This is a genomic window from Brevundimonas sp. FV1ye29L (assembly GCF_058681095.1).
Map to the genome: position 1 here is coordinate 2,330,628 of NZ_CM178730.1, position 14,614 is coordinate 2,345,241.

13 protein-coding genes are annotated in these 14,614 nt (G+C 67.5%); 7 read left to right on the forward strand and 6 right to left on the reverse strand.

Going from position 1 to position 14,614, the window contains the following annotated elements:
* Positions 1–32: 32 nt before the first annotated feature.
* Positions 33–2,819, reverse strand: coding sequence for a TonB-dependent receptor (locus ACW17W_RS11415; RefSeq protein WP_492077000.1), 2,787 nt, complete (start codon positions 2,817–2,819; stop codon positions 33–35).
* Positions 2,820–3,172: 353 nt separating this feature from the next.
* On the opposite strand from ACW17W_RS11415, the gene ACW17W_RS11420 reads away from it, so the two are divergent.
* Entirely contained in the window at positions 3,173–3,985 is an 813-nt protein-coding gene (locus ACW17W_RS11420) for a DeoR/GlpR family DNA-binding transcription regulator (RefSeq protein WP_492077001.1), read from the forward strand.
* 150 nt (positions 3,986–4,135) lie between these two features.
* Here ACW17W_RS11420 and ACW17W_RS11425 read toward each other — a convergent pair whose 3' ends face one another.
* The 3 genes from ACW17W_RS11425 to ACW17W_RS11435 form a co-directional block, all read right to left on the reverse strand.
* Positions 4,136–5,431 (reverse strand): TolC family protein, encoded by a 1,296-nt coding sequence (locus ACW17W_RS11425; RefSeq protein WP_492077002.1) that lies wholly within the window; start codon positions 5,429–5,431, stop codon positions 4,136–4,138.
* A complete protein-coding gene (locus ACW17W_RS11430) occupies positions 5,428–5,631 on the reverse strand; it encodes a YgaP family membrane protein (RefSeq protein ID WP_492077003.1) in 204 nt (67 codons plus the stop codon). The genes ACW17W_RS11425 and ACW17W_RS11430 overlap by 4 nt, the downstream gene beginning before the upstream one ends.
* 82 nt (positions 5,632–5,713) lie before the next feature.
* The gene (locus tag ACW17W_RS11435; protein WP_492077004.1) at positions 5,714–7,003 is read right to left on the reverse strand and encodes an NAD(P)/FAD-dependent oxidoreductase; all 1,290 of its coding nucleotides are present in this window, start codon (positions 7,001–7,003) and stop codon (positions 5,714–5,716) included.
* A gap of 135 nt (positions 7,004–7,138) precedes the next feature.
* Between ACW17W_RS11435 and ACW17W_RS11440 the strand changes: the two genes are divergently transcribed.
* Genes ACW17W_RS11440 through ACW17W_RS11455 form a run of 4 tightly spaced genes read left to right on the forward strand, consistent with a single transcriptional unit; the run spans position 7,139 to position 12,042 of the window.
* A complete protein-coding gene (locus tag ACW17W_RS11440; protein WP_492077005.1) occupies positions 7,139–7,495 on the forward strand; it encodes a rhodanese-like domain-containing protein in 357 nt (118 codons plus the stop codon).
* 21 nt (positions 7,496–7,516) lie between these two features.
* Positions 7,517–8,554 carry an efflux RND transporter periplasmic adaptor subunit gene (locus tag ACW17W_RS11445; protein ID WP_492077006.1) on the forward strand — a complete coding sequence of 346 codons (1,038 nt, stop codon included), beginning with the start codon at positions 7,517–7,519 and terminating at the stop codon, positions 8,552–8,554.
* Between the two features lie 10 nt (positions 8,555–8,564).
* The gene (locus ACW17W_RS11450) at positions 8,565–11,768 is read left to right on the forward strand and encodes an efflux RND transporter permease subunit (RefSeq protein ID WP_492077007.1); all 3,204 of its coding nucleotides are present in this window, start codon (positions 8,565–8,567) and stop codon (positions 11,766–11,768) included.
* Positions 11,752–12,042 carry an ArsR/SmtB family transcription factor gene (locus tag ACW17W_RS11455; RefSeq protein WP_492077008.1) on the forward strand — a complete coding sequence of 97 codons (291 nt, stop codon included), beginning with the start codon at positions 11,752–11,754 and terminating at the stop codon, positions 12,040–12,042. Before ACW17W_RS11450 ends, ACW17W_RS11455 begins: the two co-directional genes overlap by 17 nt.
* Here the strand turns inward: ACW17W_RS11455 and ACW17W_RS11460 are convergent.
* Positions 12,026–12,439, reverse strand: coding sequence for a metalloregulator ArsR/SmtB family transcription factor (locus ACW17W_RS11460; protein WP_492077009.1), 414 nt, complete (start codon positions 12,437–12,439; stop codon positions 12,026–12,028). The two genes, ACW17W_RS11455 and ACW17W_RS11460, sit on opposite strands and share 17 nt — an antisense overlap.
* Positions 12,436–13,062, reverse strand: coding sequence for a peroxiredoxin (locus ACW17W_RS11465; RefSeq protein ID WP_492077010.1), 627 nt, complete (start codon positions 13,060–13,062; stop codon positions 12,436–12,438). The genes ACW17W_RS11460 and ACW17W_RS11465 overlap by 4 nt, the downstream gene beginning before the upstream one ends.
* A 122-nt stretch (positions 13,063–13,184) precedes the next feature.
* On the opposite strand from ACW17W_RS11465, the gene ACW17W_RS11470 reads away from it, so the two are divergent.
* Positions 13,185–14,126, forward strand: a complete 942-nt coding sequence (locus tag ACW17W_RS11470; protein WP_492077011.1) for an MBL fold metallo-hydrolase — start codon at positions 13,185–13,187, stop codon at positions 14,124–14,126.
* A complete protein-coding gene (locus tag ACW17W_RS11475) occupies positions 14,126–14,608 on the forward strand; it encodes a protein tyrosine phosphatase family protein (protein ID WP_492077012.1) in 483 nt (160 codons plus the stop codon). The genes ACW17W_RS11470 and ACW17W_RS11475 overlap by 1 nt, the downstream gene beginning before the upstream one ends.
* The last annotated feature ends 6 nt before the right edge of the window (positions 14,609–14,614 follow it).

The following is a 14,614-nucleotide window of genomic DNA, read 5'->3' on the forward strand; positions in this document are numbered from 1 at the left end:
AGCGGAGCGCCGGGTCTTGTCTGGCCGACGTCTCAGAACTTGTAGCTGAGTCCCGCCATATAGGTCGTTCCGCTCTGGTTCTGGTTATAGAGGTAGCGGTTCTTGCCCCAGAACTGGGTGTCCGTCTCGTTCGTCAGATTGACGGCGTCCAGATTGATCTGGAGGCTGTCCGTGACGTTGAAGAAGGCCGAGGCGTCCACATAGGTGGACCCCTCGAAGCCCCGCGTGCCGGCGCTCATCGGGTTGGCGTTGTAGCCGCTGTACCAGGTGTCGCGGTGGCTCATCGACGCGCGGGCCCCCCACCGGCTCGTCTCGTAGTAGAGGGTGGCGTTGTAGCTCTGCGGCGAGAAGCCGGTCAGATCCGCATCCGCTTCCACGCTGGTGAAGTTGGCCACGACGCCGAAGCCGTCGAACGGAGCCGGCAGGAACGTCAGTTGCGCCTGCATGGTCAGTTCCACGCCGGTCAGGGTGTTCGTGCCCTCGATGTTGATCGGCATCGAGAACTCGCTGACGATCGTGGATTCCGTGGCGCCCGGGATCGTGCCCGACGGAACGCCCGTCTGGCTGAACGGGATGTTCTCCAGCAGGACCGACCCGATATAGTTGGTAATGTCCTTCTGGAACAGGGTGACGGCGAACAGACCCACGTCACCGAAATAGTATTCGAGACCCAGATCGTAGGCGTTGACCTTGTAGGGCTCCAGGTTGGGGTTGCCGCGCGAGGCGGTGATCTCGCCGGAGTCGTCATTCCTGAAGGCGCTGCCCTCGGCCGCCATCGAGCCGAGGCCCGGACGGTTCAGGTTCTGCGTGGCCGAGAAGCGGAGCAGGACGTCATCCGCCACGTCCAGCACGGCGTTCATGGCCGGGAGAACGCCCTCGTAGCCGCCCTTGACGTCGGATGTCCCCAGATAGGCGTAGCTGTCGCCCTGGATCCAGCCGACGCTGCGGGTATCGGTGCTGTAGCCGCGCAGGCCGACGTTGCCGCGGAAACGGCGGCCCATCAGTTCGCTGTCCCAGTCGGCCTGGACGAAGCCCGAGACCGTTTCCTCGGTCGTCTCGAACACGTTCTCGATGTCCTGGAGCGCGCCGCCCGTGCCGTCGGTGTTGGGCTCGAAGCGGTGGTATTCGCGGTATTTGGCGAAGGCCTCGTCGTAGTCGCCGATCAGCCACGAGCCGAAGGCGTTGGTATAGACCGAGGTGACATCGGCCACCGAGGTTCCCCGCATCTTGGCGCGGGTGCCGTTGACGTTGTCATCGTAGAACAGGTCGATGCCTTCCTGACGGAAGCGGTGGTAGGCCACGCCCGCGCTCAGGGTCCAGACATCGCTCATCAGATAGCGGGCGTTCAACTCGCCCTCGCGAAGCTCGGATTCATTGTTGAAGCCGCGGTAGTAGAACGAGTCCATCGCATAGTTGGCGGGGTTGGTCGGGTCCCAGTTCGGATAGTCGAACGTGGCCGACCGGCCGTCAGCCCCGTAGCTGGCGACCAGATTGCCCTTGGCGCGCATATAGAGCTTGTCGTCATAGGGAGTGTCGTAGGTCGATTTTTCGTAGCCGATGTGACCATCGACCACGAGGCGGTCGGACAGGTCCCATTTGCCGGTCAGAACCACCTGGTTGAACTCGTTCTCGTTCAGGGAGCGGCGGTGTTCGCTGCCGAACGTCGTGCCCGTCACGTCAGTCATGGTAACGTAGTTGCTGCTGTCCCAGGCGATGTCATTGATGACCGAAGGCCTCTGGAACGCGGCCGGCCAGATCGTCGCGGCGGCGGTGTCGAAGGCGACCGAGCCCGTCGAGGCGAGAGGCCGGGTGGCCAGATGGACCTCGCTGCGACGGGTCGAGAACTCGCCGTGGAGCACGTCGAGCGTGAGTTCCATGGTGTCCGTCGGACGCCACTGCATCGCGGCGGTCAGGCCCAGACGCTCCTGCTCCGCATTCCACGAGGAGATGCGGTTGCCGTCGGCGAAATACAGGTCGCCGGAGAGGAACTTTGTCTGCTCGGCCGCCGAAAGCCGGGAAATGTCGAGGCCACGGGTAACCAGACCCTGCAGCGTCGTCGCAGAGGGCCGGCTGTAGTTGTAGGTGTTATGTCCCTGTTCGGTGGTTTCCCGCTGGCTGTAGGCCACCGAGAAGGACACGCCGAACCGGTTGTCCCAGTTCTGGCTGAACAGGGCGGCGATCCGCGGCTGGGCGTCCTCGGTGTATTCATTGGTGCCGACCTTGAAGGTCATGGCCCCGTTGATGCCCGGCGCATAGTCGAAGGGCCGGCCGGTGAACAGGCCGACCGTGCCGGCCATGCCCCCTTCCTTCTGGGAGGCCTGGAAGGTCTTTTCGACCTCGACCCGCGAGAACAGTTCCGAGGCGAAGATGTTGAAGTCGAAAGCGCGGTCGCGCGAGCGCTGGCCGCGGCTGTCCTGGGCAGAGTCGACGTTGCCCAGCACTTCCATGCCGTTCAGCTGGACGCGGCTGAAGTCGGCCCCCAGTCCGCGCAGCGAGATGCGGCGGCCCTCGCCGGCCTCGCGCGTGATCTGCACACCCGGCAGGCGCTGCAGCGACTCGGCCAGGTTCAGATCGGGGAACTTGGCCATGTCCTCGGCGATGATGGCGTCCACCGCGATGACCGAGTCCCGCTTGATGTCGCGCGCGTCGCTCAGCGACTTGCGGAAGCCGGTCACGACAACCTCGTCGACGGCCGTAACCGGCGCCTCCTGGGCGACGGCGCCCGTCGCGCCGGCCCCGGCGATCATCACCGAGACCGTGGCCAGCAGGATATTCTTGAAGTTAGGCCGCACGGGCCCAACGGCGTTCAGCTTTGACATGACAGTCCCCCGACAAATGGTGCGAAACGAGCGCTCGATCCAGCGACGACCGGTTGGATGCCGATCCCGCCACCGAGTGGCGCAGGCTTAGGTTCGCCGCATGGCAGTCACGTGACAGTTTGAGGCTTTTATGTTGAAATGTGTGGGCTCGTGTGGGAACGCCCTCATCCGGGCAGGGCGTCGCGCCTCTCGTTTCGCGTCAAGGGGCCCTTGAAGCCCATCGGCCGCGCGCCGGGCTTTTGCAACACAAGCCTGGGAGCGGCCGTCCGGATTCGGCCCGGGCCCTGCCGGCAGGCCCGTCATGTGGACCTATGTGGTTGTGTGTGGGATTTCCGCTTGATAGTAGGCTGTCAATGAGCACGTCGAATCTCCACGATACGAAGCACCTGAATCAGGGAGCCCGGCTCGCCGCGATTCTTCAGCTGCTGGACGAGCAGACATTCTGGCCGGTCTCGGCGCTTGCTGACCGGTTCGAGGTGTCGGAGGAAACCATCCGCCGGGATGCCCGCCAGCTGGAGCGGAGCGGCGTCATCCAGAAGGTCCACGGCGGCCTGTCGGCGACCAGCAACAAGATCGAGGCGCCCTACCGCCTGCGCCTGCGTGAAAACGCGGAGGCCAAGCAGCGTATCGCCCGGACGGCGGCGGCCATGGTGACCGAGGGCATGACCCTGTTGCTGGACTCCGGCACCACCTGTCACTGGCTGGCCCGCAGCCTGGCGTCGGTTCGAAACCTCACGATCCTGACCAACAGCGTCGAGATCGCCCATGAGGTGCTGGGCAACCCGGGTCACCGGCTGCTGCTCGCCGGCGGCCAGATCAATCCGACCCATCATGCCGCGTTCGGGCCCGAGGCCCAGAGCTTCTGCCAGCGGTTCGCGCCCGACCTCACTGTCCTGTCGATGGGCGCGGTCGACGCCGACCGCGGTTTCCTCGATTTCGATGCGGACGAGGCCGCGTTCAAGCAAAGCCTGCTGGCCCGGGCGCGGCGCGTTGTCGTTCTGGCCGACCATACGAAGTTCGCCCGGGCCGGATTTATCCAGGTCGCAGCGTTCAGCGAGGTGCAGGATCTGGTGACGGATCTGGACCCGCCGCCCAACGCGGTGAAGGCCGCAGCGGAATGGGGCGCCCGGATCCACATCGCCGATGCCGGTTCAGGCCTGGGCTAGGTCCGCCTTGCGGCCTCACCGTCGCCTCGATGCGTTCACGACGCGCCGGCTTTCGACAAAACGTCCCGGCGAACCGCAGATGAAAGGCGGGATCCCCGGCATAGCCCTCACAGGAGATGAAGGCGCGCGCGGACCGCTGTCTGCGGCTTGTCACTCCGGCGGGAAGAGGCCGTTGCAGGTGGCGTCGCCCACGAACGCCTGGACGCGGCAGGTCGAGACGAGCGCATCCTTGGCCGTTTCGGCGACCGACCGGTCGGCGGCGGCAAGCCGGGCCTCGGCGTCCAGCCGGTCGACCAGCGGGCGCTGGGCGGCGAGCACCTCTTCGGCGACGCTGCGGGCGGCGATCACACTGGCGTCCCAGGCCGCCCGGGCGGCGGACTGGCGCAGGCGGGCCGCGTGGGCGGTATGGAAGGCCGACAGGGTCTGGGCCTCGACCATCGACCGGGTCGCCCGGGTCCGCGCCTCCGCGTTCCTGACCCCGGCCGCCTGTTCGGACACTGCGGCGGCGGTCGAGCCGCTGTCGAACAGCACCCACCGGCCCTGAAGGCCGACGCGCCATTCGTCGCTGCGATAGCCCGGCAGGAACTGGTCGCGGATCTGCGCCGTCTGGGCCGTCAGGGCGACATTGGGTCCGAAGGCGGCGCGGGCGCCCTGCAGTCGGGCCCGCGCCGCCGTTTCCGCCGCCTCGGCGGCCAGCAGGGCGGGATTGGCCGCCTGTGCGCGGGCGAGCAGGGCGTCAAGATCGCCTTCGGGGGTCGCGGCCTCCGGCAAGGGGGCCAGATCGACAGCGGGAGTTCCGGTGATCCGCTCGAACTCGGCGCGCGCCGCTTCCGCCATGGCCTCGGCCGAGGCGCGCCCGGCGATCGCTCCCGCCCGTTGCGCCGTGGCCTCGGCATAGTCGGATCGGGCGATCTCTCCGGCCTCGAACCGCTCGCCCGCCTGACGGGTGATCTCGGCCAGAAGCGCCTCCTGACGACGGGCCGTATCCAGACCCTGCTGCGCGACCAGGACGTTGGCATAGGCTTCGACCACCGCCACGGTCAGCTGCGCCTCGGCCGCCCGGACGCCCTGTTCCGTGCGGCGCCGATCCGCGCCGGCGCCGGCGACCCCGGCGGCGATCGCACCACTGGAAAACAGCGGCTGGCTGACCTCCAGCGCCACGGACGAGGGTGTGATGTCGGACGCGCCAAGGCCGAAGAAACCGCCAAGATCGCTGTGGCCCTCGGCGATCATCCCGCTCAGGGCCACAGTGGGGCCGCGCGCGGCGCGGGCGCGGCCGTATCGGGCGGCTGCGGCCTCGCCGTCGGCGGTCGCCATGGCCAAGTCCGGGCTGGACGCCCGGGCGGCGGCCAGCGCCTGCTTCAGATCCATCGCCGCAGCCGGCGCGCCGCTGGCCAGAACCAGCAGGGCCGCCAGAGAGGTCGCCAGAGCAGCCGCCCGCCTCACCGGAACACGGCCCCCGATTTCAGACCGATCATCCTGAAGACGATGGCGGCGGGGCAAAAGCCGGTGAAGGCCGCCTGGATCATGTTCAGCCCGGCGAAGGCGGTCAGGCCGATCCACCAGGGATGAACCGTCAGACTCAGGCCGACGCCGACGAGAACCACGAAGCCGGCAAAGACCATAACGGCGCGATCGATATTCATGGGGGTGTCCTTCAGGAGGTGGTCGGGATCAGGGGGGGCGGACCGCACAGCGCCGGTTGGGGCAGACAGCCCGCCCGGGGATTCAGTCCTTCAGCTTGTGGGCGCCGATGAGATCCAGCGCCATCTTCTCGTAGAAGGGGACGCTCTCGCCGCGTTTGATCTTGGAGATGAAATATTTCTCGAAACCGATCTTGGCGAGGTGAACCCATTTGCCGCTGGCCGCCCAGTTGATGTTGCGGGGCGGGATCTGGGGCTGGGCGAAGAAGGCGACGCCGCCGTCGCCGAAGTCCGCCAGACAGATGGCGTTCCAGCTGGCCTCATGCGTCGGCGGCTTGCCCGCAATCTCCTCGGCGAGATTGTGGGCGATCGCGGTGACCATGCTCTCGATCATGAAGCCGGTCTTCGGCACGCCCACCGGGACGAGCGTCGGCCCGAGCGGCGGGATGGCGACGCAGACGCCGAGGGAATAGACATTCGGGAATGTGGGATTGCGCTGGTGCTTGTCGGCCAGGATGAAACCGCGCGGATTGACCAGACCCTCGACGCCCCGCACCGCCTCGACGCCGCGGAAGGCGGGCAGCATCATCGAGAAGGCGAACGGCAGGTCGTGGACGGTCTTGACGACGCCGCCCTCGGCGATCTCCTCGACGTGCATGACGCCGGATTCCACCGACGCGACCCGCGTGTTGGTCACCCATTTGATGTGGCGCTGGCGCAGTTCGCTCTCCAGCAGACCCTTGGTGTCGCCTACCCCGTCGAGACCCAGATGGCCGATATAGGGCTCGGACGTCACAAAGGTCATCGGCACGCGGTCGCGAACCTTCCGCCGTTTCAGCTCGGTGTCGAGGATCAGGGCGAACTCATAGGCCGGCCCGAAGCAGGACGCGCCCTGGACGGCGCCGATGATCACCGGACCCGGGTTGGCCGCCAGCTGGTCAAACGCGTCGCTGGCCGATTCAGCATGGTCGACGTGACAGACCGACTGGGTGAAGCCCGTGTGGGGACCCAGCCCCTCGATCTCGTCGAAGGCCAGTTCCGGCCCGGTGGCGATGACCAGATAGTCATAGGCCAGGACCTCGCCGGTCTCGATATCGATTTCGTTGTCGGCGGGCCGCACCCGGCTCGCCCCGCGAGCGATGAACTCGACGCCCCGCTTCTTCATGACCGGGACCAGATCGACCTCGATGGCTTCCCGGTCGCGCCAGCGCACCGCCACCCAGGGGTTCGAGGGCACGAAATGGAAGGTCGACCCCTTGTTCACGACGGTGATCCGGGCCCGGTCCTTGACCGCGTCCTTGATCTCGAAGGCGGCGATTGAGCCGCCCAGGCCGGCGCCGAGGACGACGATATGTGGTTTGGCGGCGGTGCCCATGGATGTCCCTCCAGTTTTTTCCGGCCGGAGCGCCGCCGCGCTCCGCGACCGATGAGGCTTGACCCATATCTTCAACATATAATATATGCAACTATATAAATATGACACTGGAACGAGACCGGGAGCGAACACGCCATGACCGCCGAGACTGACATCCTGAACATCACGGCCGCCGAGGCGCTCGCCGCCCAGCAGGACGGCGCGATCCTGATCGTGGACGTGCGTGAGCCGGCGGAGTTCGCCGTCGAACGCATCACAGGCGCGCTCAACCTGCCGCTCTCGACCTTCGATCCGGCCAGCCTCCTGGCCGTGGTTGATCCGCAGAAGGTGATCTTCCAGTGCGGATCCGGCATACGTTCGATGAAGGCCGTTCTGGCCTGCCGCCTGTCCGGTCTGCCCGCAGACCGCCACCTCGCCGGCGGCATCGGCGCCTGGAAGGCGGCCGGCCTCCCGACCGTTCAAATCGATCCGGCCACCGGCCGGCCGCTCTGATTTCGCCCGGAAACTGACCCCATGACCCCGACCGTCGCCCGCCTCGCCATTGCGGCCCTTCTCGCTGCAGCCCCCCTCTCCGCCTGCGGAGACAAGCCCGAGCCGGCGCGCGAGACCGCGCCTGCCCCGATCGCCGGCGTCCTCACGGTCCAGAGCGCCGTCGTCGCCGACATGAAGCCGGTCGCCGGAGAGATCACCACCCGCGACATGGGCCAGGCGACGGCGCGGACGGGCGGCACCCTGGTTCGCCTCAATGTGCGCGAGGGCGACATGGTCAGGGCCGGACAGGTTCTGGGCGTCGTTCGCGATGCCCGCATCGGTCTGGAAACCGCCAGCTACGCCGCGCTGGTCCAGGCGGCCGAGGCCGAGTCCGAGCGCGCCCAGGCCGATCTGGGCCGCACCCGGGGCCTGTTCGAGAAGGGCGTCTATGCCCAGGCGCGACTGGATCAGGTCGAGGCCGCGGCCCGGGCCGCCCGCGGCAACCTGGACGCCGCCCGCGCCCAGCGCGCCGCCAGCGCCGAGGTCGGCGCCCAGGGCGCCATCCTCGCCCCGGGTTCGGGCCGGGTGCTCAAGGCGGACGTCCCCGTCGGTTCGGTGGTGATGCCGGGTCAGCCGATCGCCACCGTCACCTCCGGCCCGATGGTGGTGCGGGTGCAGTTGCCGGAGGGCCAGGCCGGATCCCTTCGCGTCGGATCCAGCGTGCAGATGACGCCGGACGGTCCCGCCGGAGCCGCCGTCGCGGCGCGGGTGGCCCAGGTCTATCCATCGGTCATCGCGGGCCAGGTCGTCGCCGATATCGACGCCTCGGGTCTGGACGCCTCCCTGATCGGCCGGCGGATCGGCGTCCGCCTGCCCGTCGGCGAGCGTCAGGCCATCGTCGTGCCCCGGCGGTTCGTCTCGACGCGATTCGGCGTGGACTATGTGAGGCTGGCGGACGGATCGGACACGCCGGTCCAGACCGCGCCTGGCCCTGACGCCGGCTCCGTCGAAATCCTCAGCGGCCTGGTCGCGGGGGACCGCATCGCGCCGCCCGCCGCCCCGGCCCAGAACCGCCACTAGGACGCGTAAGATGAACCTGGGTCTCTCGGGCCGGCTGACAGCCGCCTTCATCCGCTCCCCCCTGACGCCGCTGATCCTGCTGGCGGCGCTGGCGATGGGCTTCCTCGCCGTCCTGAGCATCCCCCGCGAGGAGGAGCCCCAGATCAGCGTGCCGATGATCGACATCATGGCGCCCGCCCCGGGCCTGTCGGCGCCGGACGCCGTCGAACTGGTCGGCAAGCCCCTGGAGGCCATCGTCAAGGCCATCCCGGACGTCGATCACGTCTACACCTTTGCCGACGACGATCAGGTCATGGTCGTGGCCCGGTTCAAGGTCGGCACCCATCCGGACAACGCCGTGGTCCGGGTTCATGAAAAGCTGCGCGCCAATATGGACCGGCTTCCGCAGGGGGTGCCCGAGCCCCTCGTGCGGGCCAAGGGCATCAATGATGTGCCCATGCTGACCCTGACGCTGTCGCCCGACGCGGCCCACCAGGGGCGCTGGGACGAGGCCACCCTGCGCACCCTCGCCGACCAGCTCCAGACAGAGGTGATCAAGGTCCAGGACGTCGGCCAGACCTATGTCGTCGGCGGACAGCCGGAGGAAATCCGCATCGAGCCCGACCCCGCCCGCCTGTCCCTGAACGGCGTGGCTCTGGGAACGCTCATGGACACGGTGCGCCAGGCCAATCGCGCCTTCCCCGGCGGCCTCGTGCGTCAGGACGGCGGCGCCCGCTCGGTGATCGCCGGCCGCACCCTGGCCTCGGTCAGCGATATCGAACTTCTGGAGGTTCCGGCCGCCGGCGGCGGCGTGGTCGCCGTCCGCGATGTCGCGCGCGTCGTCCGGGGTCCGGCCGACGACCAGTCCCGGGTCTCGCGCTGGTCCCGAAACGCCGGCGGGCGCTGGACCGAGGCGCCGGCCGTGACCCTGGCCATCGCCAAGCGCGAAGGCGCAAACGCCGTGGTGGTCGCCGAGGCCGTCCTGCACCGGGTCGAGAGCCTTGAAGGGTCGCTTATCCCCGAGGGACTCCATGTCGCGGTGACCCGGGACTATGGCGAGTCGGCCAATGAAAAGGCCAATGAGCTGCTGTTCCACCTGGCGCTGGCGACGGTCTCCATCGTCGTGCTCATCGGCTTCGCCATCGGCTGGCGCGAGGCTGCGGTCACCGCGGTGGTGATCCCGACCACCATCCTGCTGACCCTCTTCGCCTCGAACCTGATGGGCTACACCATCAATCGCGTCAGCCTGTTCGCCCTGATCTTCTCCATCGGCATTCTGGTCGATGACGCCATCGTGGTGATCGAGAACATCGCCCGCCACTGGGCCATGAACGACGGGCGGTCGAGAATTCAGGCCGCCATCGAGGCGGTGGCCGAGGTCGGCAACCCGACGGTCGTCGCCACCCTGACCGTGGTCGCAGCCCTGCTGCCCATGCTGTTCGTGTCCGGCCTGATGGGCCCCTATATGGCCCCGATCCCGATCAACGCCTCGGCGGCGATGATCTTCAGCTTCTTCGTCGCCATGGTCATCGCCCCCTGGCTGATGGTCCGTTTTGCGCGCAAGGCCCTGGCCGGGGATGCGGAGACGCAGGGTCACGGGCATAACGAGGGCTGGATGGGCCGGGCCTACCGGCGCGTCGCCGGTCGCGTCATCGCCAGCCGCAGATCCGCCTGGACCTTCCTGATCGTCGTCGGCCTCGCGACGCTCCTGTCCATGTCGATGTTCTACTTCAAGGCCGTGACGGTGAAACTGCTGCCCTTCGACAACAAGTCGGAGCTGATGCTGGTCGCCGACCTGCCCGAGGGGTCCGCCCTGGAAACCACCCAACGTGTTCTGGGTCAGGCCGCCGCCGTGGCGCGCCGGATTCCCGAGGTCGAGGCCATCGACAGCTATGCCGGCGCCGCCTCCCCCTTCAACTTCAACGGCCTGGTGCGCCACTATTTCCTGCGCAGCCAGCCTGAGCAGGGCGATCTGGCCATCACCCTGGCGCCCAAGGGCGACCGCAAACGCGCCAGCCATGACATTGCCCTGGACCTGCGTGAACGTCTGGGCGAGCTGACCCTGCCGGCCGGCACGGCCCTGAAGGTCGTCGAGGCTCCTCCGGGTCCCCCCGTCATGGCCACCCTTCTGGCCGAGGTCTATGGACCCGACGCCGCGACCCGGCGGGCCGTGTCCGAAAAGCTGAAACAGCTGTTCGCCTCGGTGCCCTATATTGTGGACATCGACGACAGCTATGGCGTTTCCCGCCCGCGTCTGCGTCTCACCCCCGACCGCGCCCAGATCGAGCGGTTCGGCGCCAGCGAGCGCGATGTGCTCGATTCCATCGGCGCGGTGATGGGCGGTCAGACCGTGGGCTATGCCCATCGCGGCGAAGGTCGCGATCCGCTGGCGATCAATGTCGTCCTGCCGCAGTCGGCGCGGACCTGGAGCGAGGCCCTGGCCTCGACCCCCGTCGCCGCAGCGGGCCAGGGCGGGCGTCTGGTGTCCCTTGGCGAACTGGTAAGCGCAACGGAAGAGGCCGGATCGACGCACATCTATCGCCGCGACGGCCGCGACGTTGACATGGTGATGGCCGAACTGGCGGGTCAGTATGAGGCCCCGATCTACGGCATGCTGGCGATCAACAAGGCCATCAAGGCCGCCGACTGGGGGCCCCTGCCCGCGCCTGAAGTCCGCCTGAACGGCCAGCCCGACGACGAGAGCCGGCCGTCGATCCTGTGGGACGGCGAATGGGAGATCACCTGGGTGACCTTCCGCGACATGGGCGCGGCCTTCATGGTGGCGATCCTCGGCATTTATGTGCTGGTCGTGGCCCAGTTCAAGAGCTTCCGGCTGCCGCTGGTCATCCTGACGCCCATCCCCCTGACACTGGTCGGAATCGTCATCGGCCATATGCTGTTCGGCGCCCCCTTCACGGCGACGTCGATGATCGGCTTCATCGCCCTGGCAGGCATCATCGTGCGCAACTCCATCCTGCTGGTGGACTTCATCCGCCACAGCGGAGGCGACGGCCGGCCATTGCGCGAGGTTCTGCTCGAGGCCGGGGCCATCCGTTTCAAGCCCATCGCCCTGACCGCACTGGCGGCCATGATCGGCGCGGCCGTGATCCTGTTCGACCCGATCTTCCAGGGCCTGGCCATCAGCCTGCTGTTCGGCCTGGCCTCGTCGACCCTGCTCACGGTTCTGGTCATCCCGGCGATCTATGTGGTGCTGCGAGATGACCGGCGGGCGTGAGACAGAGGCCAGGCTTCTGAAGGCCATCAGCAACCCTGTGCGCTGGACGATCCTCAATCGTCTGGCTGCAGGTCCCCTGGTGGTCGCCGGCCTGGTCGAGGCCACGGGCGCGTCACAGTCGATGGTGTCCCAGCACCTGCATGTGCTGAGACATTTCGGTCTTGTCCGCAGCGAGGCCCGGGCGACCTGGCGCGAATACAGTCTTGAACCCGGGGTCGCCCGCTTCCTTCAGGACGTGAAGGCGCTGATGCTGCGGATCACCCCCCCGGAATGATCCGGGCGAAACGGGCGGCGTCTCCGTGCGGCTCCGGCGGCGGCGGCGTGTCGCCTTCCCGCAGGCGCCGCGTCACGCTCCTGGCGTCCTTGCAGAAGATCTCGTACAGCATGGCCATCACGGCCTCGGCGCGATCGTCGGCGATGGAATAGAAGATCGACCGCGATTCCCGACGGGTCCTCACCAGCCCGGACTGGCGCAGTTCAGCCAGCTGTTGCGACAGCCCCGGCTGGCGAATGCCCAGATCCTGTTCCAGCTGGCCGACCGAGCGCTCTTCCTGCGAGATATGGCACAGGATCAGCAGGCGGTTGGCGTTGGCGAGCTGGCGCAAGAGGTCGGCGGCCTGGGGAGCCCTCAGCTTCAGCTGCTCCATCACCTCCGGATCGACCGGAGTCATTTGCGCCGTTCCCGATAGTACCAGAGATCGCCGTCCGCGAGGGCGGTGTCCAGATCCACGGCGGCGGACTCCAGCAGGGGCGCGCCTTCCGTCCAGCCTTCCGGCGCCGAGGCGCCCTCGCGATCGGAGGCCTGTAACGCCTTGACGAGACGCAGCAGCTCCTCAACCGACCGGCCGACGGTCATCGGATACCAGCTGGTCGCGCGGACCACGCCCTGGGGATCGATGACGAAGGTCGCACGCACCGTGGCGCTGTCAGGTGAGGCCGGATCCACCATGCCGAAGGCCTGGCCGATGACCATGGAGGGATCCTCGATGATCGGGAACTCCACCTTCACGCCCAGGCGGTCATGAATGTCCTTCAGCCAGGCGAGGTGCGAATACAGACTGTCCACCGACAGGGCCATGATCTCGCAGCCGATCGCTGTGAATTCCGCCTGCCGCCGGGCCAGACCGACGAACTCGCTGGTGCAGACCGGGGTGAAGTCCGCCGGGTGGGAAATCAGCACCAGCCAGCGGCCGCGATAGTCGCTCAGCCGCTTCTGGCCGCGTGTGGTGCGGGCTGAAAAGTCCGGGGCGCGATCATTGATGCGCAAGGGGCGGATCGGAGGCGTATCCGTCATCAAATTCCTGTCCATGGTCTTGGCTAGTCCGGGTCGCGGCGGAACGCCACACCCAAAATACATAGTTGCATGAACTATGAAAAGATATATGTGTTCATTCCGGATTAACGGGGAGATGTGTTGTGACCCCTTCGCCCATCGATCCCGCAAGGGACCAGGCCGCCGACGTCGTAGAGGCCGCGCTTGCAGACCCCGCACGACGCCCGGTCGTCAGGTCGTTCTTCGACGAGGCCACCTTCACCGTCAGCCATGTGGTGCGCGATCCGGGCTCCAGGGCCTGCGCCATCATCGACAGCGTTCTGGACTTCGACCCGGCCGCCGGCCGCACCTCAAAGGCCTCGGCCGATGCCTTGATCGCCTGGGTGATGGCCGAGGATCTTGAGGTTCAGTGGCTGCTGGAAACGCATGCGCATGCTGACCACCTGTCGGCCGCGCCCTATCTGCAGGCGCGACTGGGCGGCCAGCTGGCGATCGGCCACGAGATCATCCAGGTGCAGGAGGTCTTCGGGAAGATTTTCAACGAGGGGACGGAATTCCGCCGTGACGGCAGCCAGTTCGACCGGCTGTTCAACGACGGCGACCGGTTCGCCATCGGCGGTCTGGAGGCTGTGGTGCTGCATGTTCCCGGACACACGCCCGCCTGTCTGGCCTATGTCATCGGCGATGCCGTCTTCCCCGGCGACACGATGTTCATGCCCGACTATGGCACGGCGCGCTGCGACTTCCCCGGCGGCGACGCCCGGACCCTGTACCGCTCCATCCATCGCCTGACCGCCCTGCCGGATGAGGCGCGGATCTTTCTGTGCCACGACTACAAGGCGCCGCCCGGCCGGGATGAATTCGCCTGGGAGACCACGATCGGGGCCCAGCGCACCGGCAATATCCACATCCGCGACGGCGTCACCGAGGATGAGTTTGTCGCCATGCGCACCCAACGCGACGCCACCCTGGCCATGCCCCGTCTGATACTGCCGTCCGTCCAGGTGAACATGAACGGCGGACAGTTGCCGCCGCCTGAGGACAATGGCGTCCGCTACCTCAAATTGCCGGTGGACCTGCTTTGATGTCCGGACCCGCTGATGCCCTGACGTTGCAGCCGCCGGCCGCGCCGCAACCGACCCCGGAGGCCGTGGCGGATGTGCGCGTCATAGACCGCCGACTGCATGTCGCGTCCCAGATCAGGGCGGAGGATGTGCCGCAACTCGCCGCCCGCGGCTATGCGTCCATCATCTCGAACCGGCCGGATGGCGAGGCGCCCGGGCAACCCGCAGCCGAGGACATCCGCCGGGCCGCCGCGACCGCCGGCCTCGGCTTTCTGCATCTGCCGGTGCGCGGCGATGCGATAGGCCCCGACGACATCGCCGGCTTCCGCAAGGCTCTGGAAGAGATGCCCGGCCCGATCCTCGGCTTCTGCCGCTCCGGGGCCCGCACCACCACCCTCTGGGCCCTGTCCCAGGCCGGGGTGATGACGGCGGACGAAATACTTCAGGTCGCCTCCGCCGCCGGATACGATCTGGCGAAACTGCGCGACAGACTGGCGTGTTGAGTTGAT